At 42.4% G+C, this 23,509-nt stretch carries 18 protein-coding genes and 4 tRNA genes; 13 read left to right on the top strand and 9 right to left on the bottom strand.

Translation table 11 applies throughout. The annotated features are described in order from the left end of the window. Positions 1-433 precede the first annotated feature (433 nt). Together hemH and JMW61_RS01860 are read left to right on the top strand one after the other, a co-directional pair. On the top strand, positions 434-1,453 hold the full coding sequence (gene hemH, locus JMW61_RS01865; RefSeq protein WP_201548952.1) for a ferrochelatase: 1,020 nt from the start codon (positions 434-436) through the stop codon (positions 1,451-1,453). A 225-nt stretch (positions 1,454-1,678) separates the two neighbouring features. Further along, positions 1,679-2,509 carry a BPSS1780 family membrane protein gene (locus JMW61_RS01860; RefSeq protein WP_201548950.1) on the top strand — a complete coding sequence of 277 codons (831 nt, stop codon included), beginning with the start codon at positions 1,679-1,681 and terminating at the stop codon, positions 2,507-2,509. Positions 2,510-2,636: 127 nt separating this feature from the next. Here JMW61_RS01860 and JMW61_RS01855 read toward each other — a convergent pair whose 3' ends face one another. Further along, a complete protein-coding gene (locus tag JMW61_RS01855) occupies positions 2,637-2,969 on the bottom strand; it encodes a hypothetical protein (RefSeq protein WP_201548948.1) in 333 nt (110 codons plus the stop codon). 299 nt (positions 2,970-3,268) lie between these two features. Here JMW61_RS01855 and JMW61_RS01850 point away from each other — a divergent pair, with 299 nt between their 5' ends. Further along, positions 3,269-4,336: a right-handed parallel beta-helix repeat-containing protein gene (locus JMW61_RS01850; RefSeq protein ID WP_201548946.1), complete on the top strand. Its 1,068-nt coding sequence runs from the start codon at positions 3,269-3,271 to the stop codon at positions 4,334-4,336. Between the two features lie 48 nt (positions 4,337-4,384). On the opposite strand, the gene JMW61_RS01845 is transcribed toward JMW61_RS01850, so the two are convergent. The 5 genes from JMW61_RS01845 to JMW61_RS01825 form a co-directional block, all read right to left on the bottom strand. Then, positions 4,385-5,170: an SDR family NAD(P)-dependent oxidoreductase gene (locus tag JMW61_RS01845; RefSeq protein WP_201548944.1), complete on the bottom strand. Its 786-nt coding sequence runs from the start codon at positions 5,168-5,170 to the stop codon at positions 4,385-4,387. A 381-nt stretch (positions 5,171-5,551) separates the two neighbouring features. Then, positions 5,552-6,106 carry a hypothetical protein gene (locus JMW61_RS01840; RefSeq protein WP_227687333.1) on the bottom strand — a complete coding sequence of 185 codons (555 nt, stop codon included), beginning with the start codon at positions 6,104-6,106 and terminating at the stop codon, positions 5,552-5,554. A 229-nt stretch (positions 6,107-6,335) separates the two neighbouring features. After that, positions 6,336-7,493: a hypothetical protein gene (locus JMW61_RS01835; protein WP_201548936.1), complete on the bottom strand. Its 1,158-nt coding sequence runs from the start codon at positions 7,491-7,493 to the stop codon at positions 6,336-6,338. A 287-nt stretch (positions 7,494-7,780) separates the two neighbouring features. Beyond that, complete coding sequence (gene polA, locus JMW61_RS01830) at positions 7,781-10,771, bottom strand: DNA polymerase I (protein WP_406947799.1); 2,991 nt, start codon at positions 10,769-10,771, stop codon at positions 7,781-7,783. A gap of 256 nt (positions 10,772-11,027) precedes the next feature. Then, positions 11,028-11,441, bottom strand: coding sequence for an organic hydroperoxide resistance protein (locus JMW61_RS01825; protein ID WP_201548934.1), 414 nt, complete (start codon positions 11,439-11,441; stop codon positions 11,028-11,030). Between the two features lie 594 nt (positions 11,442-12,035). Between JMW61_RS01825 and JMW61_RS01820 the strand changes: the two genes are divergently transcribed. From JMW61_RS01820 to rimI, 10 genes are all read left to right on the top strand, one after another. After that, entirely contained in the window at positions 12,036-13,631 is a 1,596-nt protein-coding gene (locus tag JMW61_RS01820; RefSeq protein ID WP_194195869.1) for a peptide chain release factor 3, read from the top strand. A gap of 188 nt (positions 13,632-13,819) precedes the next feature. Beyond that, a complete protein-coding gene (locus JMW61_RS01815; protein ID WP_201548931.1) occupies positions 13,820-14,674 on the top strand; it encodes an RsiV family protein in 855 nt (284 codons plus the stop codon). Between the two features lie 379 nt (positions 14,675-15,053). Beyond that, complete coding sequence (locus tag JMW61_RS01810) at positions 15,054-16,322, top strand: FHA domain-containing protein (RefSeq protein ID WP_201548930.1); 1,269 nt, start codon at positions 15,054-15,056, stop codon at positions 16,320-16,322. Between the two features lie 282 nt (positions 16,323-16,604). Then, the gene (gene trpE, locus JMW61_RS01805) at positions 16,605-18,101 is read left to right on the top strand and encodes an anthranilate synthase component I (RefSeq protein ID WP_201548927.1); all 1,497 of its coding nucleotides are present in this window, start codon (positions 16,605-16,607) and stop codon (positions 18,099-18,101) included. A 192-nt stretch (positions 18,102-18,293) separates the two neighbouring features. Continuing rightward, positions 18,294-18,369: transfer RNA gene (locus tag JMW61_RS01800), tRNA-Thr, on the top strand. A 67-nt stretch (positions 18,370-18,436) separates the two neighbouring features. Further along, positions 18,437-18,520: transfer RNA gene (locus JMW61_RS01795), tRNA-Tyr, on the top strand. Between the two features lie 83 nt (positions 18,521-18,603). Further along, a tRNA-Gly gene (locus JMW61_RS01790) sits at positions 18,604-18,677 on the top strand. A gap of 120 nt (positions 18,678-18,797) precedes the next feature. After that, a tRNA-Thr gene (locus tag JMW61_RS01785) sits at positions 18,798-18,872 on the top strand. A 447-nt stretch (positions 18,873-19,319) separates the two neighbouring features. Then, complete coding sequence (gene tuf / locus JMW61_RS01780) at positions 19,320-20,510, top strand: elongation factor Tu (RefSeq protein ID WP_197135298.1); 1,191 nt, start codon at positions 19,320-19,322, stop codon at positions 20,508-20,510. 158 nt (positions 20,511-20,668) lie between these two features. Next, entirely contained in the window at positions 20,669-21,154 is a 486-nt protein-coding gene (gene rimI / locus JMW61_RS01775; protein ID WP_201548925.1) for a ribosomal protein S18-alanine N-acetyltransferase, read from the top strand. Between the two features lie 66 nt (positions 21,155-21,220). Here the strand turns inward: rimI and JMW61_RS01770 are convergent, their stop codons facing one another. The 3 genes from JMW61_RS01770 to trxB are packed head-to-tail and all read right to left on the bottom strand — an operon-like array spanning position 21,221 to position 23,494. Beyond that, positions 21,221-21,610 carry a MerR family transcriptional regulator gene (locus tag JMW61_RS01770; RefSeq protein WP_197217966.1) on the bottom strand — a complete coding sequence of 130 codons (390 nt, stop codon included), beginning with the start codon at positions 21,608-21,610 and terminating at the stop codon, positions 21,221-21,223. Between the two features lie 54 nt (positions 21,611-21,664). After that, positions 21,665-22,471: a leucyl/phenylalanyl-tRNA--protein transferase gene (gene aat / locus JMW61_RS01765; RefSeq protein WP_201548924.1), complete on the bottom strand. Its 807-nt coding sequence runs from the start codon at positions 22,469-22,471 to the stop codon at positions 21,665-21,667. Continuing rightward, positions 22,472-23,494 carry a thioredoxin-disulfide reductase gene (gene trxB, locus JMW61_RS01760; RefSeq protein ID WP_201548923.1) on the bottom strand — a complete coding sequence of 341 codons (1,023 nt, stop codon included), beginning with the start codon at positions 23,492-23,494 and terminating at the stop codon, positions 22,472-22,474. Positions 23,495-23,509: the final 15 nt, after the last annotated feature.

Below are 23,509 nucleotides of genomic sequence, written 5' to 3'. Positions count from 1 at the left end.
TTGAATCGGATGTATCTATGGGGAACTGGTCACTGGTATTATCAGGGCGTGCGTTCAAAGCTACCTCGCAAGACAACAATCATCAATAAAATAAAAATGGCAACACATCGACAGACTATTGTGCCGATACCGTCTTACCTACACTGTGTTTATAACGCGCCTGCCTATTGTATGGCGATGCGCATATGAGTACAACCTTCGATCTAGGTCTTTCGCACTCGGTTGCCTTATCTCTCTTTTAAGCTGAATCAACTATAGGTGCGTAATAAGTGGATAATAAACAAATAGCAACTGAGTATCAAATTGTATAAGTGCGCTTTTACCCTGCGTTATTAATGGATAAAATGCTACACTGATGAGGCATTTATTTAATAATGACTTAATAATCTTTTACCTGATTTCTTTTTAATTAACCTAATAAAATAGTGCTGCTATGAAACCTAAACTGCCACCACGTATTGCCGTCCTATTAGTGAACCTAGGTACTCCAGATGAGCCAACAGCACCTGCTGTACGTCGTTACCTAAAACAGTTTTTGTCAGACCCGCGTGTGATTGAGATTCCTAAATTTTTATGGGCGATTATTCTCAACTTGTTTGTATTACCTAGCCGCCCTAAACGTGTGGCAAAGGCATACGCAAGCATCTGGGAAGGCGACTCGCCAATTCGTAAGATATTAAAAAGCCAAGTTGAGATGTTAGAGCCACGGCTAGCAGATACTGCTGCGCCATTTCGCGTGTCTGTGCATCCTGCGATGAGTTATGGCAATCCTGGTTTGCCTGATGTCATGGACGCGCTACGTGGTGAAGGGGTTGATCATTTTGTTATCTTGCCATTGTTTCCGCAGTATTCAGCTTCTTCAGGCGGCGCAGTCTATGATGCATTGACGAAGTGGACACTGAAGCAACGTAACTTGCCGAACTACACGATTGTCAAAGATTACTTCGCGCATCCACTTTATATCCAAGCATTGGCAGATTCGATTCGTCGCTTTCAAGCGGTACATGGCAAGCCTGAAAAGTTAATGTTTAGCTTTCATGGTATTCCACAGCCCTATGCTGACAAGGGTGATCCCTATCCTAAGCGTTGTAAATGTACTGCAGCACAAGTCGCTCATGCGCTTGGTCTAACAGAAGATGAATGGATTATCAGTTTCCAATCGCGCTTCGGTAAGCAAGAATGGGTCAAGCCGTATACTGATGTCGTATTAGAAGATTGGGGCAAGTCTGGCGTGCGCTCGGTACAAGTGATTAGTCCGGCATTTTCAGCGGATTGCTTAGAGACACTAGAAGAGCTGGCGATTGAAAATCGTGAAAACTTTCTCCATGCGGGCGGGCAAGAATATCATTATATTCCAGCCTTGAATCTTGACGATGCGCATATTGATTTGCTTGAAGCACTTAGCGCGCCATTGGTTAAAGGTTGGGCAGGCACGTTGGATGGTTGGGCTTAATCGCTGAGTGTGACGTCTATATCTAATAATTGTTATAAATAATAAAAAAATACCGGACATAATGTTCGGTATTTTTTTGTATGTATCATATCAATAGAATAAAGTTGAGATTTTTTGTTACTGGTATGTAACAATGTGCCAAGCAGATTTTTGTTTTGTGCTCTTTGCTATTTTTATATATTTGCTTAATTTTATATTTGTACCACTTTATTTTTGAGGATAAGCATGTCTAGCTTTAACGATTCACTGAACCCTATATCATTGCAAAAACCTAACGGCCAACCACCGAACTTACCGCCAATGGATGAATACAACACAGTATCTCCACAGTTATTGGAAGCCCCTCGGTTTTGCAAAATATCTTGGGGTGCCCGTTGGCTTATAATGCCTTTGCGCATTTTTAAAGATTATTTTGGGTTTTGGCTAGTGATTGGCATTGTGTTTCTTATTGTCACTTTTATAAGTATTTATATTCCCGTTATTGAGCATATTTTTGGTATCACAAGCGTCATCGCGAGTGCGGTGATTACGCTCATTTGTGCCGCCCAGTTCCAAAACGAAGATTTAGACTTCTCTGCGCTTTGGTCAAAGTTCAAAATTCATTTATTGCCGCTTATTATTTTGAATGTTTTGTTCGTAGTCGGTGTAGTTATCGTCTTAATACCCCTCATTATTTTTTTTGGTGGCGTGTCTTTGGTGTCTTTAATTGACATTGAAACCATTCAATATCAAAATTTTCCTGTGCAAGCGCTAGTGTTTAGTGCGCTAGTGTCATTGGTATTGCTTGTACTGTTGTTTATGGCGATGTTTTTTGCGCCCGCACTCATTGTTATGCACGACTTAGGCCCAAAAAGCGCCATGAAGCATAGCTTAAAGGGGTGTTTGGCAAATATGTTACCAGCCATACTATATTCCCTCATTATCTTGATTGCCTTACCTATATTTTTAAGATTAACGCTAGGATTCGGGATTGTTGTTGCAATACCGTGGTTGATGATTGCCAGTTATGTCAGCTACCGCGATGTGTGGACCGATCAGCCATTATCAGCGGCGTAAGTTATGTTTAGTAAAAATGGTTTTTAGCAAAATCTAATCTATTTCATGATCGACAAAAAAGCACGCTTAATTATATTAAGCGTGCTTTTTTTTGACCAAAGTGTTGTATCAACAGCCGTATTAATTGCTAAAAATCATCATCGTTGCTACGTTCAGCCGCTTCTCTATCAGCGATATCCATCGCATCTGGATAATCGCTGTCATCAAGGTTGTCCTGAACCAAAATCTCATCGACACGCGACTCATCAATATTTTGACGATGTACAGGTGTCAGTCCTTGGGTCGCACCACTTCCTGCTTCGGAGTTATTAAACCCTACACTGTTATCAATCACATCATCGTTGTCGGTGGTATGCAACATCGGATTGTCTAAATCAATTTCTTGGCTGTTATCATTGATACTGGTATCGCCTTCTATATGATCCATTGCTTCTGATAATGGGCTTTTAACGTTATCCATAATGCTTTCCTTATTATTATTGATCATTGTGATTTGTCTTATTTATCATGATCAGTGTGACGCGTTATGGGTATCACTGATAGTATTAAGGTGTCACAGGATGTTCAAAAAATGTAAGGCGCAATTTATAAAATGAGGACACGCCCTAGTAAGCAAAATGGCCACCGAAATTCGGTAGCTATTTTTTATACTTTAATGAGCGTAGTGTTGCTAGCTTAATAAGCTACTATGCACCCACAAACATAATAGAATGCCAGTCGCTTACAAAGGGTCAGACTATAGAAGTTAGTGGTCATAGTGTGCTGAGTCAAAATTGCGACTTGGACAGTAAGTCTGTACGTTTTGTACTCGATAGCTCACATAGCTCGTTAGACTGTCAGGGCGCAAGACTAAGCACAATGGTTGATGATGAATCGAATGCTAGCGCTATCACAATCAAGCCTAAAACAGATGCTGCTATCGAAGATATTTCCGTCGCTAACTGCCATGTTGATGGTTATGGACATGCGCTGCACATTCGCCAATACAGCAACCCTAATCAACGTTATGCGCGCAATTTTACAGACCCATCTGCCAATCGTGTTCTAGCGCCACGTGATATTCATATCACTAATGTGAGTAGTATCAATAGTCGTAACAGTGGCATGTTTGTAGGTGATCACGTTCATGCTGTTACTTTTGATCGCATTCGAGTTCAGAATGCTGGCACAGTTGGCTTATATCTGGAGTTTGGCAGCCGTGATAACGTAATTATTAACTCAGTCTTTATTGGTAATGGTTTTCGCACGTTCAAGCCCAATCGTGAGGCTATTGCACTTGATTCTTCTGCCAACAACCGTATTGAGCACAATCAGTTTGTTCATAATGGCGCAGGCAGCATATTGCTGTATCGCAATTGCTTTGAGCATGCCAATGATCCGGTACGTAGTAATCACTTTAAGCGGACTGAGTCTAGCCGAGACAATATCATCCGTAGTAACACTTTTACAGACGAGCCTGTTGGAGTTTGGGTGGCATCAAGGCAGTCACGCAATCTCAAAGGTTTTCAGTGTGGTGCTTATTTGATTAAGCAGACACCATTTGCCAGTTACCATTTAGACAGTGCTAAAAACAACAAAGTCATAAATAACCGTTTTGAGAATGTTGATCAAGGCATTATTGTTGAAGACGACGGTACGCTAATTAGTGACAATAAGTTTGCTGCTACGGTGAATATGCCTATTAGCATTGGTTCAGAAGTTCGCGAAGAGAGTACAGCCGGAGCAGTGAAGGATACGGTGATAAAAGATAATTATTTTGATAACAAAACTATTCAGCAGGCGATTATAATTCGAGAGAAAAGCAAAAAGGCCACCGAAATTCGGTAGCCATTTTTTATACTTTAATGAGCGTAGTGTTGCTAGCTTAATAAGCTACTATGCACCCACTTTAGTATTTACCCAACGTATCAATGAGTCAGGGGCCACTTGTGCTAGTGTCTGAAATAACTTAGCTGGCAGGCCGACAGAGTAGTGCGTGCTTCTAAGCTTGCGATTAGGACTCGTGGTGAGTTTGCATAGGGTTTTTGCGACATCATTGACGTCTAGATTGATGCCCAGGCGATCAATACTGGTCACTTCGATGTCCGCGGTCATGTCAGATTTGACCCATAGCGGCATAACGTCGATAACCTTGATGCCCAACTTTTCATATTCAATATTAAGTCCTTCGGTGAGACCTCGTACAAAGAACTTGCTGGCAGAGTAATTCGCAACTTCAGGCTGACCATAAATAGCAGACGCAGACGATACATTAATGATTTTGCCGTTTTTATTATCGGCTAAATAAGGTGCCAGCTTATGACAGCCAATGAGTACGCCTTTACAGTTGACGTCAATGAGAGCCAGTTGGTCATCTAGGTTAGTCGTCGGTAATGCGCCAGTGACCAGTACGCCAGCATTATTAACCAACGCATCGATACTGCCAAAACTATCAATCATCTGAGTAATAGTATTGTCCCATGAGTCAGGCTGAGTAACATCAAGCTGACCCGTTATCACACGCTTTTGTTTGAGCGATTTTTTAAATGCTTTATCGGTAATCGCCTGTTCAAGCGTAGTGGTGTTAGTAGCAAATAGCCCAACATTATGGCCTTTTGCCGCCAGCTTTTTTGCTGTTGCCAGACCAATGCCTCGTGATGCGCCTGTAATCAATATGTTCATAGTCATTCACTCAATAGTTATTCAGATGCTGTAAATTAAAGGTTAATGCCAGACGTCAATACTGAGCGACAACACTAACATGATGGCCACAATTGTCATTGTTTTTGGTGTTTGCATTTCAGTATAGCAAACTATGGCTCAAACACTACAGCAGTACTGATTTGACACTTTGCGATGGACATATGGCAATACTTACATGACAATACTTACATGATAATACTTACATGATAATACTTACATGATAATACTTACATGATAATACTTACATGATAATACTTACATGATAATACTTACATGATAATACTTACATGATGAGAACTATATCGTGATGACTTCTAATAGAGTTTAATTGCATCACAAATTGAGAATCATCATCTACCGTTATTGTCGATTTAGCACAGTGAATTTTTGCTGATTGCTTGGTAGGTTGTCAAACGTCGATAATTTGAATCGCCACAAGTAAATCAGCGCAATCATATAGATAACGTTCTCTGACAGCTCTTCGACGACCTCGCCAAACTCATGTGGGAACATAATCGCGTTTTCACCCATGTACTGCAGCACCGCTAATACAGCAACACCCAGATATAACGATTTTGGGACATTTTTCAGAACACTCCAAAAATAATGGCGCGCACGAACTAGCAATATAAGCGTCGCCACAATGATGACCAGTAATACCCTGTCTTCCCACCAGTCGTAAGAATAGCCGAGCAGCATAAAATCTTCTGGCACTAATAAATCAGACAAATAACTCAGCTCTCTGCGAATAACACTGAAGAAAACTAAAACGGAGGCAAGCCAAAAATGGCGACCCTGTAGGACGCGGCTTTGCACTGAATATTGTAAGCAGCGTAGCAAACATAAAGTTAAGATAATGGCTTCACCAATTTCGATAATACTATTTTCAGTGATAATGGTGGTCTCCTGATTCATAAAATACAAAAAGTGAGCCCAAGGGCTCACTTCAGAATGAAAATTATTTGGCTATATATAACTCAATAGGCCGCTACTATAACGCCAAATCCAACCTCATGTTGTTAATTAATATAACTAATCGGTCATAATTCATTGTTAATGTAGGCAGCCTAATACTCTTTAATGTAAATATAGCTATCAATGGTTGCTATTGATTTTGGTTCAGAAAACTTGACTGGTAGTAGGGTTAGAACAAAGCTTCCATGCGCAGCAAGGCAGAAGGGTAATGGTCTTTATCTTCTGTTTTATCGTTATAGTAATTTAGCTCTGTCTGCATATATAGCCATTCGCGCCAAATGGGTTGGCGATAACTAATAGCAGGACCATAACTGTTTAAGGTTGACTTGTCACTTTCAAAATAACCACTGGCAGAGAGTCCGTAGGCTAGCTGTTTCTCATTGCCTAAATAATGCACTTGTCTAAGGTCGTTGTCCCAGTCTTTGCGTTCTTCTTCGTCTTGATTGCGATAGCGAATAGTGGTGTTATTATTAATAAATCGATTGGTATCTGCGCCATATTGTAGATTTAATCCACCTTTGACATAGTGCTCACTATCAAGCCCATAGCGATAAAAACTGTCGCTAGTGACTTCTAGTTTTTTACTTTTATACCAGTCTTTATCGATACTTACTTTTAGATAAGGATCGTCCAGTGAACGAATCCCGATATCGACATCTGTGTTCACACCTAATTGATCTTCGAGCTCGTCATTAAAACGTGTCCAACGTAGGGCAATAGAGGCGTTGTCTTCTCGCGTTTTTTTAGTATTAATAAGTCTATCTTGGTTGTTGGAGGTTGCTTGATAAGTATTGCCTGTCGTGCTTTGTTTTAAAAAAGTATCTTCATCCAGCTCTTCATCACCAATAATCAGACTTAGTTGTCTCTCTAGCACAGGCAAGCGTAAGCGACCACGAATCCTCGGTTCAACGGTGACATCGCTACCTGTTTTAGGGTCATTAGCCCAGCGTGTATCTAGCACGACTCGTAAGCTGGCTTTGGCAGGCTTTTTGGGATCGGGTTCTCCAAACCAGCCATCCATTTTATGTGCCCATTCATGCAATTGGTCTTGAACGTCTTCACGGCGTTCATCTGTCCAGCCTTGCTCTTCTTGTACCAATTGAATAGGCTGCTCGGCAGACTTTTCAGTATGTTGATAGCCAAGTTGATTAAGGGTTTCATCGCGATTAGGATTGTTATCGTGATATGGCGAAGCCGTTTCCGTCTTTACAGATTCTAGTGATTCTGAATCTGTAGTGGGCGTAGCATCCGCCCATACTGGCGTGCATAAACCTAAACTGGCAATTATATAAACGGTACAGGTGTTAAAGTTTGCTGGTTTCGTCATGAAGGGTTTCAATTGTTTTGGTCTCTAAAAGGGGTCAACAAAAGTATTATGCCATAGGTCGTTAATTATAGGGAAATTGTGGCTAGGAATGTTCTACTTCTGAGGGGCGAGCGATGACTTTTACTTATAGTTGCATAGCAAGGGAGCTTATCTTTCATGATGAAGAAAAGGACTACTGCTAATATAAATGCATTACTCAATAGGTCTTCGAATGTAAAAAAGGCTAAGCAAAATGCCTAGCCTTTTTCTGTTCAACCGTACGTAGAATAAATTCTATGCTGTAGCTATTAATGCGCCTCATCCCAATTCCGACCACTATCAGTCTCAACCAATAGTGGTACTGCAAAGTCTACATTCCAGCCTTTTTCGACCGCAGTAACTGTCAATACATCTTGCATCGCATCAGTAATCAACTGGCTAATCTCATCAACTTTATCTGCATCGACTTCGAACACCAATTCATCGTGGACTTGTAGCAGCATCTTGGCTTGATCTTTTGGCAATACCTTATCCACGGCAATCATAGCAAGCTTGATTAAGTCTGCTGCTGAGCCTTGAAGCGGCGCATTAATCGCCGCGCGTTCAGCGCCTTGCTTGACCATACGGTTGCTATGGGTGATATCAGGCGTATATAGTTTACGACCTAATATCGTCTCGACATAGCCTTGCTCATGAGCGCTGGCACGCGTATTGATCATATAGTTTTTCACACCCGGATAGCGATCAAAGTACATATTGATATAGTCTTGCGCCTCATTGCGGCTCATTTGCAATTGCTTGGCAAGTCCAAAGGCGCTCATGCCATACAGTAGTCCAAAGTTAATGGCTTTGGCATTACGGCGCTCGGTCGAGGTAACGTCTGCGACATCCTTACCCAGTACTTCAGCAGCGGTGGCAGCGTGAATATCCAAACCTTCGTTAAACGCATGCGTTAAGTTATTATCGCCTGAAAAATGCGCCATGAGACGCAACTCGATTTGTGAATAATCCGCTGCGAGAATCACGCGACCTGCTGGTGCGATAAAGGCTTGGCGAATTAATCGACCAGTCGCGGTACGAATGGGAATGTTTTGCAAGTTAGGATCAGTCGAAGACAAGCGTCCAGTGCTGGTTAGTGCTTGATGATAGCTAGTGTGTACACGATCAGTTTCGCTATCTGCCACATTATCAAGCGCATCGGTATAGGTGCTCTTTAGCTTAGATAGGCTGCGATATTCCAACGTGATATCGACCAATGGATGGTCTATTTTTGACAGTACCGCTTCGCCAGTAGAGTACTGGCCTGATTTGGTTTTCTTGCCACCAGCGACGCCAAGCTTTTCAAACAGCATTTCACCTAATTGCTTTGGTGAGCCAAGATTGAACTCTTCGCCAGCGATTTCATAGGCCTGTTTTTCCAGCGCGATAATTTCTTCATCAAAGCGTTTTGATAGTTCGTTTAAGAATGGACGCTTGATAAGAATGCCGTTCGCTTCCATTTGACACAGTATCTCTGCCGTCGGAATCTCTAACTCATGTAGTAATTGGGCATTATTGGAATCGTTTGCCATCTCGACGCTAAATACCTCAAATAACTGGTAAGTAATATCGGCATCTTCACAGGCGTAGTCACTGGCGATATCAATAGCGACTTGATCAAAGGTGACTTGCTTAGCGCCTTTGCCAGCGACATCTTCATAGCTGATGGTTTGCGTCTGTAGATAATGACGTGCCAAGTCATCCATACCGTGACGAGTGGCGGCAGCATTAATCACATAGCTGGCAAGCATGGTATCCATGGCCCAGTTGTTGGGTTGTTCATGAATGGCACCGACCAAATCGATATCATAATGACTGAGAATGTGAGCATCGTATTTTAGATGTTGACCGATTTTACCGATGTTTGAATTTTCCAAAATTGGCTTTAGGCGTGTCAAAACGGTGTCACGGTCGAGCTGTTTAGCGGTTAGTTCATCACCTTCTAGACGATGCGTCAGCGGAATATAATAGGCTTCGTGGGATTGCACAGCAAAGGAGAGACCGACGATTTCAGCTTGACGCCAATAGATGCTAGTGGTCTCAGTATCAATGACAAAATGCGGTACAGACTCTAATAGCTTAACCAGACTCTCAAAAGCTGGCTCGTCGAGCACAGTATGCCATGCTCTATCATGCGATTTGCTATCTTGGATATTTTCAATACTGCTTGATTGTAGCGACTTGGCCACTTGCGCTTGTGATTCAGCATTCGCTTGACTGTGAGCAACACTCTGCGAGCCGTTTCCATTAGCATTGGCTGGATGGTTTGGATGATCGAGAGACGCTAGCTCGTTTCTAAACTCAAGCTCATTATACAATTCACGTAATTCGTCTATGTGGGCACTAGGGTCAGTATTGATTTTTAGATCGTTCCAATCTTGACCGATACCTAAGTCTGTCACGATGGTAGCTAGCTTTCTATTAAACGGAATATCATCAGCGTGTTCAATCAAACCTTTGGCACCGCGACCTTTGATGAAACCAATATGCTTTAACATATTGCCGATATCGCCATACTCAACGAGTAGGTCTTTTGCCGTTTTTTTACCGATACCAGGCACGCCTTTGATACCATCTGACGCATCACCCATTAACGTCAAGAAATCAATCATCTGATTTGGGTTAATACCGAATTTTTCAATAACGGCTTCGGTGTCCGTAACTTTACCAGTGAAGCTGTCTTCTAAGATAACGCAGTCATTGACCAGTTGCATCATGTCTTTGTCACCCGTTGAGATGACGACATGATGACCTTCAGCGACAGCACGATGGGCAAGTGTACCGATGATATCATCGGCTTCTGCGCCTTCGATACGCAACAGGGGAAGACCTAACGCGGTGACCAAACGATGGATATAAGGAATCTGCTCTACTAGCTCTACGTCGATGGGTGGACGCGCCGCTTTATAATCAGCAGACATATGGTGACGAAAAGTCGGTGACTTAGTATCGAAACAGACGGCCATATGCGTAGGGTGATAACGGCGCATCAGCTTGAGCAGCGCATTGAGCGTGCCACGAATGGCATTGGTTATCAGGCCTTGCGAGTTTTGCATGGTTTTTGGTAAGGCATGATAAGTGCGAAACAGATAGTAAGAGCCATCAACCAAGATAAAAGGTGGCTGGTTTTTATCAACGTGACTGGTGTCCATCGTCGCTACATTGGGCATGGTTTCAAAGTTTGGTAATGCGGCAGGATCAATCGCTTGATGGGAGTTGTGGTCACTGTCGGTGATGGAGTCGGTCATAGGATCAGTCATAAAGGTCACTTATCAGCTATTAGATAGAAATATGTGCTTATTATAACGATAAAATCAGTGTGTGCCGAACTGCTTAACCGTTACGAGATGTTCAATATCACCTATTGAATTGCCTATTGATATAAATAATGCGCGTGGTACGACAATTGGTTCGGCCATAAAAAAAGAACCCAGCGTGAACTGAGTTCCTTATTTCATAGCTTATCTAACCGTCAAACAGCTTTAACAATCAAGCTGCTTAACCGTCGAGCTTGTATTATTTTACTTCTGAAGTTAATTCTACATCGATGTTGCCACGTGTTGCTTTTGAGTATGGGCATACTTGATGTGCTTTTTCTACTAGCTTTTGGAACTCATCAGCAGACAATTCAGTGTTTTCACCAATGACATGGATTCTAGCTGCTAGCTTATAATCAGGACCTTCGCCTTGTAGTAGGTCTACTTCAATTGACGTTTTTGAATCAAACTTTGCTTTTTCCATTTGCTTGACAGCACCAAGTGCACCGTCAAAGCAAGCGCTGTAACCTATCGCAAACATCTGCTCTGGGTTATTGCCATCTTTGCCTGAGCCTGGCGCTACCATATTGATAGTGAGATCGCTGTCGCTCAAGCTGGCTGAACCTGCGCGGCCGCCAGTAACAGTTGCTTTGGTAGAGTATAGAGTTTTCATAACACATCCTTTTTTGTTGTCAGTTTTTATAGTTACTTTATATTTAACGGGTACGTTTTGATACGAGCTTCAGCATAACAAACCATTAAGTCAACTGTATAGCCCCGTCGTAAATATATACTGTGTATTTGTAATTAAAGGATTCAGTGAAGATTTTTGGATCTAGGGTGTGTCCTTATTTTAAAAATGGTGATAAAAATGAGATAAATCGCAGTCAAACAAGGAAAATAGCGCAGATAATATCGAGATATTAGTCAGCTATTTGACGCCATTTGGCAAGATTTAGCCATTTTTAACCCATTTAGATAACTATCGATTGAATTGAGGACACGCCCTAGTATTCGCTGAAAATATAGATGCAGCAGCTATTCGTTTGGTGAATGACAGAAGATCTATTAATGGAGCAAATTGAACGTCACTATTAATTCAAAAATTGCGCCAACAGGCTCTATTTGACTGTTAGGGAACGTTTTTTTGTATGCTAATTCTGCACCTTGACGCTAAATCCGCTACAATACGCCCATTATTTATTCTATTTATTCAGATTACTGTCTAAAGACAGCCTTTTTGAAGTTAAGGTTGAAGCCAAAAATTATGAGCGTAGATCCAAAGAAACTAAACAAAGAAGTCGCCAAACGTCGTACCTTTGCCATTATCTCGCATCCCGATGCTGGTAAAACTACCATGACTGAAAAACTGCTATTGTGGGGGCAGGCGATTCAGGTAGTAGGCGAAGTAAAAGGCCGTAAGACGGATCGCCATGCTACCTCAGATTGGATGAGTATGGAGCAAGAGCGTGGTATTTCTATTACCACCTCAGTCATGCAGTTTCCGTATCAAGATCATATGGTCAATCTACTAGATACACCGGGTCACGCTGACTTTAGTGAAGATACTTATCGAACCTTGACCGCTGTAGATAGTGCGTTGATGATGGTTGATGGAGCTAAAGGTGTCGAAGAGCGAACCATCAAGCTGATGGATGTGTGCCGGATGCGTGACACACCGATTATCTCATTCGTTAACAAGCTCGATCGTCAAATTCGTGAGCCGCTTGAGCTGCTTAGTGAAATCGAGTCAGTTCTAAAGATTAAATGTATTCCAGTGACTTGGCCTATCGGTATGGGACAGGATTTCGTGGGTGTGTATCACTTGACTGAAAACAAGACCTACTTTTACCAAAAAGGTAATGGCGGCAAGATGACGGTCTCTGAGACCCGAGAAGGTTATGATTATCCTGATATACGTGAGCGTCTAGGGACGTTGATGTTTGATGCCTTTGAAGAGTCGCTTGAGCTGGTACAAATGGCGCTAGAAGAGTTTAGTGTTGAAGCATTCTTGGCAGGCGAGATGACGCCAGTATTATTTGGTACAGCGCTGGGTAACTTTGGTGTCAATATGGTACTTGATACTTTGGTTAAATATGCACCACCACCCAAAGCGCATCCAACCAATGAGCGTGAAGTCGCCGCGACTGAAACCGACTTTAGTGGTTTTGTCTTTAAGATTCAGGCCAATATGGATCCGCGTCACCGTGACCGTATTGCATTCTTACGAGTCTGCTCGGGCAAGTATGAAAAAGGTATGAAGCTAAAGCATGTACGTTTGGGTAAAGATGTACGTATTGCTGATGCTTTGACCTTTTTGGCAGGAGACCGTGAAGCGTTAGAAGAAGCCTATCCAGGGGATATTATCGGCTTGCATAACCACGGAACCATCTCAATCGGTGACAGTTTCACAGAAGGTGAAGAGCTAAACTTTACCGGTATTCCACATTTTGCGCCTGAATTGTTCCGCCGTGTGATACTCAAAGACCCGCTAAAATCTAAAGCGCTACAAAAAGGTCTTCAGCAGTTAAGTGAAGAGGGCGCAACACAGGTCTTTATGCCGCAGATTAACAACGATTTAGTCTTGGGTGCAGTTGGTGTACTACAGTTTGAAGTGGTCGCGCATCGTCTCAAAGAAGAGTATAAGGTCCAATGTATCTTTGAACCGGTCTCAATCGCGACAGTTCGCTGGATTCACTGTGATGATGAAGTGGCACTGGCTAAGTTTAAGAAGAAAGCCCATGACCAGTTATCACTCGATGGTGGTGGCTATCTGACGTATCTCGCACCGTCACGGGTCAACTTGCAGTTGATGCAAGATCGCTATCCAGAAATCACTTTTAGTAATACTCGTGAGCATTAAAATCCATTATTCCACGATATGATTTATCTCTAAAGACACGCTAGCCGTGTCTTTTTTATTACCTATAATTTATGTAATAAACGCTTGAAAACTGGTAATTTCTTAAAACACAAACAGTGTTCCTACAATACATCATTATTGTTACAGTAGAATGTTAAGCAATGTTGTATGTTTATGAAAGAGGCTATATGAACGCTACGAATCCGTTTAATATTAATCATTCATCATTATGTCTGCGCTCATCGATGAAAGCGAGTCACGCACGTCTGATGGGTCTATTGGCTAGTGGTTTTTTGCTAGGGGTCGTCGCTATGCCTGCAAATGCAGGTAATCTCATTAGCAGTACCGATTATTTGAATTATGAGTTGCCAGAAAACATACAAGCACAATGTGTAGAGCGTGATAACTGTCCAGAGATTGATATTAAATATTTGAATACCAATCATCGTTGGATAAATGATATGACGAATGAGCGTATCAATGCGTTAGTCGTCAATAGTAAACCGACTGAGTCAGCGCCTATCAAAACGAAAGGCAATCAGGCAGCGGTAAACACAGCGATTGATGACTTTGCTGGTTCACAATTTATAGATATTCCTGAAGGCAGTTCATGGGCTTATAGCTTGATGGTCACACCTGAGTATCTGGGGCATGTGAGTGATTTTGAATTGTTCGAAATTGACTCCTATGTCTTCACTGGTGGTGCTCATGGCATGCCTTATAGTGAGTATTTAGTGTTTGATCTAAGCACCAAAAAACAAATTAAACTTGATGATATGCTTCAATCAGGTAAAAAATCAAAGTTCGAAGCACTTGCACACGACGCTTATAAAACGTGGGTTAAAACGATGGACGACGATGTCAGTAGTTATGAAAAAAACTGGCCGTTTACATTGAGTGATAATATAACGCTGACGGATGAAGGTATCGACATTCGCTATCAGCATTATTCTATCGGTCCATATGCTTATGGCATGCCTGTATTAAGCATTCCATATAGCAAGCTTGACGGTATTATCAAGCCTCGTTTTATTATTAAATAGCGCAAATAGACACTGTATTATTTATAACGGTTAACATTAGGGTCTGTTGAACATTCAAATATTAGGGCTGCTGATTGCTAAAATTGCACCAAACTAGGCGCAAGCTGACGATAATGTCGAGACCTTAACTAGGATTGCAACAACGTTTGGGGTGATTTTAGCATCAGCCTTTCAGGGCAGTACTGTTTTTTGCCAATATATGGCGAAATTGTTTCACTTAGAATGACTAGGCGTCAAAAATTTCACTGCATATTGCCTAAAAAATAGTGACTGCCAGCACCACATTTGAATGTTCAACAGACCCTAGAATCGCTTTAAAAATTGGCAATAATTTAGCTAAAATCATTTGAAATTTAATAGAAAAATAAGGAGTAGCATCATGACAAACAATATAGACAGCGGAAACCCGACACCATCAGCGAGCACTTGGCAGCTTAATGCATTAACAGAAGCCCTTGGAGAACTGACCCTGACGGTTGATGATAGCCTATCTATCGGACGTGGCAGCGATAATGATGTGGTACTCGGCAGCAAGCAAGTATCGCGCAATCATGCCGTGCTCAGCGTATTAGATGGTCAGTTATATGTAAAAGACTTGGACTCATCGAACGGTACGTTTATCAATGAGCAGCGTATCGAAGGCAACCAGTCAAGCCTATTGCAAGTAGATGACACGATTGGCTTTGCCAGCTTTAGCTTTTTGGTAAATGCGCCTGTTGCTGCGGAAGAGGAGTCGTTAATACCCGTAGCACCTGTAGCAGCAGAAAATGCAGCGGGTAGCATGAATACTGCTGATGACAATAGTACCGAAGCTGATATCGTTGAGACTACTACCAAAGCAGATGAGTTCGAAGAGTACATCATCGAACACCCAACTATCGATGAACCTGTGGTGAAAGAAACAGGTATTGAAGCTATGCTGCCTGCTACAGACGAAAGTGTTGAGACAGTAGCTGTCGATACAGCGTCAGAGGCAGTAGTAGAATCAACAAATGAAACACCTGATATTAGCCTGCCTATAGAGAATGCCACCGAAACAGTTGAACCAGCCCCACAAGAGCCAATTGTCAAAGAAACAGGTATCGAGGAAGTCTTGTCTGCCGCAGAAAGTGTAGAGTCTGCACCAATTGAAGATACCCCAGAGCTTGTAGTAGAAGAAGAAACACTAGAAGAGCCAGTGGTCGCAGAAGAACCCGTGATGGCAGAAGAAGTAGCTGAGCAGCAAAAAATAGTAGCGACAGAGCCTGAATCGCCAGTAGTGGACGAGAGTGAGCCATTGGTAGAGCAGTCGGCTGTACATGAAGAAGTGGTACAGGAAGAGGCCGTATCTGAAGCGCCAGTGCATGAAGAGCCAGTAGTCGAAGCAGAGCATGACAAAACGACGACGACTGAGCTGCAAGAAGAAGCTGACCCTGATGTCTTACGTGCTAAGCAAGCAGCCACGGCACAGTTTTCAGGTACAGCCAATCTAGGCCAGTCTCGTGATCTTGGCACCGAAGGTAATAATGCGGCAAATCAGGCCGTTAACAACCTAGCCAATGCAGGACATATAGAGAAAAAACCGAGCGGTGGTTGGTTTATATGGGTATTTGTTGCCATTCTCATCGTTGGGTTAGCTTTATGGTTGTTTAATAAAGGCGTTGTATAGCCAATAGTCGCTTATACAACACTAGCCAGATAGCTCATATCTTTCGCGGTTAAGCTGTAAAAGCGAGTTTCTATAGCGTCAGCATTCAGTAGAGTGTTGACGCTATATTTTATCTATAGTCAATCCTCTATAAATTGGATACGGTGTCATTCTCGCTTAATCTGCTATTTGTAGCACTTTCACTCGGCTTCCTTGTATCCAAATGTCATTAAACCGACTATACCTTTTTATTGTTTCTATTCTTTTTATCTTTTGCCAATATGTTGCTAAGAGAGCCTTACTATGATGACCTTTGAAGAATATCAGTCTTTTAAAGACCGTGGCTTTAGTCATGCACCACTGGTAAAAAAACGCCTAATGGATTCGCAAACACCAGTATCTGTGTTTTCTAAAGTACGTGATCTGAATGGTTCGGCGTATTTATTTGAGTCAGTCGTAGGCGGCGAGCGCTGGGCACGATATTCGATGATTGGCTTGGGTAGCGATCTGATTTTGCAATATATAGATGGCAATATGACGGTCAAAAGAAATGATCAGACTGATGTAAATGCAATAGATGATCCATTTGATTATATTCGTCAGCTGATGGCTCAATACAATATGCCCACAGCAGCCGATATCGCTATGCTACCGAGCTTTAGCGGTGGGTTAGTAGGTTACTTTGGCTATGACATGGTACGCGTCATTGAGCCAAGCGTGGGCTTGTCTGACGCACCCAATCCAATGTCGATGCCAGACATGTGGCTGATGCTTTCGATGAGCGTGATAGTTTTTGATAGTTTAGAAAACACGTTATCTATCATCGTCTATGCCGATTGCAATAGTGAAGATGGCTACAGTAACGCTATCCGTGAATTAGAAAAAATTGAAGAAAAGTTAGCAGAGATGCCAAACTTAAGCGCACCAGTGATGCCGACGCCGACGTTTACCTCACAAACAGGTGCAGAGAAGTACTGTAGTGACGTCAATAAGATTAAAGACTATATCTTAGCAGGTGATGTCATGCAGGTCGTTCCTGCGCAGCGTTTGACAGCTGATTATACTGGCGACTCACTGGCTGTCTATCGTGCTCTACGGTTTTTAAATCCATCACCTTATCTGTTCTTGGTGCATGGTTATACGCTCGACGATCACAAACGCTTTGACATCATTGGTGCCTCGCCTGAGATATTATCACGTATCGAAAATGGCAAAGTAACAGTGCGACCATTGGCGGGCACTCGTAAACGTGGACAGAACCAAGCAGAAGACGAAGCGCTTGAGCAAGAACTGCTCAATGACAAAAAAGAAATCGCTGAGCATCTGATGCTTATTGATTTGGGTCGCAATGACATTGGCCGCGTTTGCGAGTACGGTAGTGTTAAGGTGACCGAAAAGATGTTTGTTGAGCGCTACTCACAAGTGATGCATATTGCTTCTAACGTTGAGGGTACGATATTGCCTGATAAAGACGCACTGGATGTCTTTTGTGCGACGTTCCCAGCGGGCACCTTAACAGGGGCACCCAAAATCCGCGCCATGCAAATCATTGATGAGATAGAGCCAGTACGTCGAACGGTCTTTGGTGGTGCAGTAGGGTATTTGGGCTGGCATGGCAACATGGATACCGCTATTGCTATCCGTACGGCTGTCATGCGCCGCGGAAAAATCCATATCCAAGCAGGTGCGGGTGTCGTCGCTGACTCTATTCCAGAAGCTGAATGGGATGAGACCAATAAAAAAGCACTTGCATTGTTAAAAGCAGTAAAAATGGCGTGTAATGGTTTGCACATTCGCTAGTTAAATAGCCATCTGGGTGGCAAAAACAAATGCTTTGAGCAAAAAGCTAATTTAATGCCATATCTTTATTTGTAAAAATGCTAATTTAATCAATAGCTTAAATATTTTTATTAAAATAATTAAAAAAAAGATGAAAAAGAGCTTGCGCATCTCAAAATATTTGATAGAATAGCCACCACTTTAAGAGAACAAGCCGACTTAGCTCAGTTGGTAGAGCAACTGACTTGTAATCAGTAGGTCGCCAGTTCGATCCCGGCAGTCGGCACCATCTCTCTTAAAGTAGCTTTTTATGAATATGTCTTAAACTAAAGTCATTTTTGTTTAAAGCAACCTAAGGTGGGATTGGGGAGCGGTCAAACCCAACAGACTGTAAATCTGTCGCGAAAGCTTCGAAGGTTCGAATCCTTCTCCCACCACCATATTTTCTAAGTTTGTCATAGCGCCAAGCATACTCTATATATTTAGAGACTCTCGATTAGAGTCCTTTAGAATAAGAGTAAATGCGGGTGTGGTATAATGGTAACACCTTAGCCTTCCAAGCTAATGACGCGGGTTCGATTCCCGCCACCCGCTCCATATATACACCATCGCAAAAATTATCAATAATACATCACGATAATCAGTTTATGATAACTGTATCGTGATATTTTTTTAGTAAATCTACAATATTATTTGTACTGTAGTTATTAAAAACATGCTCATATAGCTCAGCGGTAGAGCACTCCCTTGGTAAGGGAGAGGTCTCGAGTTCAATTCTCGATATGAGCTCCATTTATTGTTTAAGCTTTTTGTGTTTGCTTTGCTATTTTAAACAGCGTTGCATCGATATCGAAAGCATAGGATATTGAACATTATAAATACAGTACAGCAATTGATGATTTAAGGGTGACACTGAGGTGTTGCCCTTTAGTGCTGTCAATTTATTAATAAATACTAAGTTTATTTGTAGATAAGCTACAGTAAGATAAATTAGTGCAACAGCGATGTTATATAATAGTTGGCAATGTTCAATAGATTGAAAAGTAAGTATAATATTTATCTGTATGAAGTTGAAATGCATGGTTTGAATGCATAGATTTTAGCAAGATTACAGAACAGTTTTAGTAGATAAACCATAGCGTCAACGGTTTGATGGTCTTACCTGCATCATGAGCCGTCAAACAGCTATTCACTGATCTTTGATTGATAAAGATTCACCAAAAAAAAGAGGAAATACCCATGGCAAAGGCCAAGTTTGAACGTCTAAAACCGCATGTCAACGTTGGTACCATCGGACACGTTGACCACGGTAAAACAACCCTAACAGCTGCTATCGCAACTGTAGCTGCAATCACTTCAGGTGGCGAAGCCAAAGACTACGCGTCTATTGACTCAGCCCCAGAAGAAAAAGCACGTGGTATCACCATCAACACCTCACACGTAGAATATGACACAGATGCACGTCACTATGCTCACGTAGATTGCCCAGGTCACGCCGATTATGTTAAAAACATGATCACTGGTGCTGCCCAGATGGACGGCGCAATCCTAGTAGTATCTGCAACTGACGGCCCTATGCCACAAACACGTGAGCACATCTTGCTTTCACGTCAGGTTGGCGTACCGTACATCATCGTATTCATGAACAAATGTGATGTTGTTGATGACGAAGAATTGCTAGAACTAGTAGAAATGGAAGTACGTGAATTACTTTCTGACTACGACTTCCCAGGTGATGACACTCCAATCATCCATGGTTCAGCGACTGAAGCCCTAAAAGGCTCACAAGAAAAATATGGCCAACCAGCTGTCGTAGAACTATTGAAAGTTCTAGACACCTACATCCCAGAGCCAGAGCGTGACGTTGACAAAGCATTCCTAATGCCAATCGAAGACGTATTCTCAATCTCAGGTCGTGGTACCGTTGTAACTGGCCGTGTTGAGTCTGGTATCGTACGCGTTGGCGACGAAATCGAAATCGTTGGTATCCGTGACACTCAAAAAACCACCTGTACTGGTGTAGAGATGTTCCGTAAACTGCTTGACGAAGGTCGTGCAGGCGAAAACTGTGGCGTACTACTACGTGGTACTAAGCGTGAAGACGTACAACGTGGCCAAGTACTTGCTAAGCCAGGTTCAATCACTCCTCACACCAAGTTTGACGCTGAAGTATATGTGTTGAGCAAAGAAGAGGGTGGTCGTCACACACCATTCCTAAACGGCTATCGTCCACAGTTCTACTTCCGTACTACTGACGTAACTGGCGCAATCCAATTACAAGACGGTACTGAAATGGTAATGCCTGGTGATAACGTTGAGATGGGCGTAGAGCTTATCCACCCAATCGCTATGGACAAAGGTCTTCGCTTCGCTATTCGTGAAGGCGGCCGTACTGTAGGCGCTGGTGTTGTTGCTAACGTTAACGTTTAATACTGATCCTAGTATTTAACGCGTTAGTCAAAAGCCGTTCTCTTTATTAAGAACGGCTTTTTTTATGGATGTTTATAGCTAAAGAAAAGCTATGGGGATGTAGCTATAATCGGCGATAATATAACGTGTATTTCAAGAAAAAAGACAGAAGAGTGCAGATGTTTAATATAAAGATACTAAATTCTGAAGCAGAAGAAGGTGCAGCGATTGTCCAAGCCGTGGCGACTATTGAGGCTATTGTCCAGTTACAAGAACCATGGACTGGACAGACTCTGAGCGATTTACTTGAACAAGACAGTATAGATTTAATGGTTGCTATGAGTACTGAGGCTGATGAAGTGGTTGGTTACTGCTTATACCAAGTGGTGTTTGAGCAAGCAGAAATCCTGCGTATTGGCACACGCCCTGATTATCAACGCCAAGGTATTGCGTCGTTACTTTTTGAAGAATTAAATACACATCTGAAAGAGATTCAGGTGGAAAATTTATTATTAGAAGTGCGTGCAGATAACGCTCCTGCGATAGCACTATATGAAAAGCAAGCGTTTGCCGTTATTCATAAACGCAAAGGCTATTATCAACAGCCACATCAGCCACATCAGCCAGCAGTCGATGCTTTAATTATGCAGCATGTTTATCGGTAGTGACATATGAGTTGAATTGGCTTTATTGTTTTAAGATGTTTGTTCATCAGCTTTTATACGATAAATTTAGTCGCTGTTTGCCTGCATAGATTTAAGCTCTTTAATTCGTTCGCTCAAGAGCTCAATCATGATACTGGTATTGGCTTGCTGTTTTTGAACTTGATCCAGCTTTTTTTGATTAAAACTTAATTGTTCATCGAGGCTGATTTTCCCAGCATAAAAATCATTGAAGCTATCTTTCATTTCGTTGAGAGTGAAGCCTACCGTTTGTGCACTCTTGATTAGCTCGATGCGTTCGACACATTCTGGATGAAACTCAGTATACAATCGTGATCCTGCTTGACGCTTACGTGATTTTAGCAAACCCAATTGGTCATAATGGCGCACGGTATCCTTAGTGGTATTGGCTTTTTTTGCTAGCGCCCCAATTAACAAAAACGATTCATCAAATGCCATAGTGGTCTCATAGGTCTGTAAGTAGATGCTTATTAATAGCCATCACAATGCTCGTTATAAATTGAGCTGCCAAGGTTCTTCGTTATCGAGTTGCGATACTGGCAACGGTTTGTGGGAGTCATTTTGCCATGTGATGGCATCGCCAGCTATCAATGTATCTAACTGAGTGAGGAAATCCGCGCGTGGCAAGGTGGTTGCGCCTAAGCTCATAAGATGATCGTTCGGTAATTGACAGTCGACCAACGCTACATGGCTTTGTTCACATAAGCGCATCAGACCCCAAAAAGCTAACTTGGATGCATTGGAGGCGCAGTGAAACATCGACTCGCCAAAATAGATATTGCCTATTTTTAATCCATAAAGTCCGCCAACCAATTGCCCTTTATCATCCCAAACTTCTACACTATGTGCAAATCCTTGAGCATGAAGCTTGGTGTAGGCCTCAATCATTTCATCATGAATCCAAGTATGTTCTCCTTCAGGCTGATTGTCATTAAGGCTGTCGCTGCGTGGCAAACTACAGGCATGTATGACGTCATCAAATGCTTGATTGAGTGTCAGTTGCCAACGGGCGCGATTCGCTTGTTTGCGTAGTGATTTACTAGGCTGATAGTCTGTTGGCACCATTACACATCGTGGTTCAGGACACCACCAAGCGATCGGCTCATCTTCATTAAACCAAGGGAACAGTCCTTGTGCATAAGCAGAAATGAGGGTTTCTGATGCCAAATCGCCGCCCATAGCAACGATGCCCATCCCATCAGGGTCAATAGAAATAGGATCAGGAAAGTCATAACGCCCAAGACTTTTTAAAGTCTCAGGCATGATGTGTTGATCGTTCTGTTGAGTAAAGTTGCCCATTTAGGCTTCTTTATCTGCAGTTAGTGTTGAATCGTAAGTATGATCACGAGCAACGGTTTCTCCCAATGCATCCAAGTATTTTTCAGCATCAAGTGCCGCCATACAGCCAGTACCAGCAGATGTGATTGCTTGACGATAGACATGATCGGCGACATCGCCTGCTGCAAACACCCCTTCGATACTGGTTTGCGTGGCATTACCTACTAAGCCGCTTTGGACAACAAGATAGCCATCTTTCATATCTAACTGACCTTTGAACAAGTCCGTATTAGGCTTATGACCGATTGCCACAAACATGCCAAAGACATCTAGTTGCTTAGTGCTGCCATCAATGGTTGATTTGATAACAACGCCATTGACGCCCATGTCATCACCGACTACTTCTTCAACACTGTGATTCCACTCGATTTTGACATTACCATTTTTGGCTTTTTCAAACAGTTTGTCTTGTAGTATTTTTTCAGAGCGTAAGCTATCACGGCGATGGACTAAGGTTACTTCAGAAGCAATGTTTGATAGATATAGAGCTTCTTCGACAGCAGTATTACCACCACCGATGACGGCGACTTTTTGGTTTTTATAGAAGAAACCGTCACAAGTAGCACAAGCTGAAACGCCAAGGCCTCTGAATTTGGTTTCTGACTCTAGCCCTAGATACTGAGCAGATGCACCTGTTGAGATAATTAGGGCATCGCAAGTGTAGCTACCGTTATTACCCGTTAATTGAAAAGGGCGTACATTCAAGTTTACTTCATTGATATGGTCATAGACCAGTTCGGTACCGAAGCGTTCTGCGTGGGCTTTCATGCGTTCCATCAATGCAGGGCCTGTTAAGTCATGAGCATCGCCTGGCCAGTTATCGACTTCGGTAGTGGTGGTTAACTGTCCGCCCACTTCCATGCCAGTGACCATGACAGGTTTGAGGTTGGCGCGTGCCGCATAAACGGCAGCAGAATAACCAGCAGGACCTGAGCCTAGGATGATGAGTTTTTCGTGACGTGGCGCTGTATTTTCAGTTGCCATGGGTAATTCCTTGCT

The sequence above is a fragment of the Psychrobacter fjordensis genome, from assembly GCF_904845995.1.
GTDB lineage: Bacteria > Pseudomonadota > Gammaproteobacteria > Pseudomonadales > Moraxellaceae > Psychrobacter > Psychrobacter fjordensis.
Note: the sequence above shows the minus strand (reverse complement) of the source record. Positions and strands in the feature narration are given on the sequence as shown.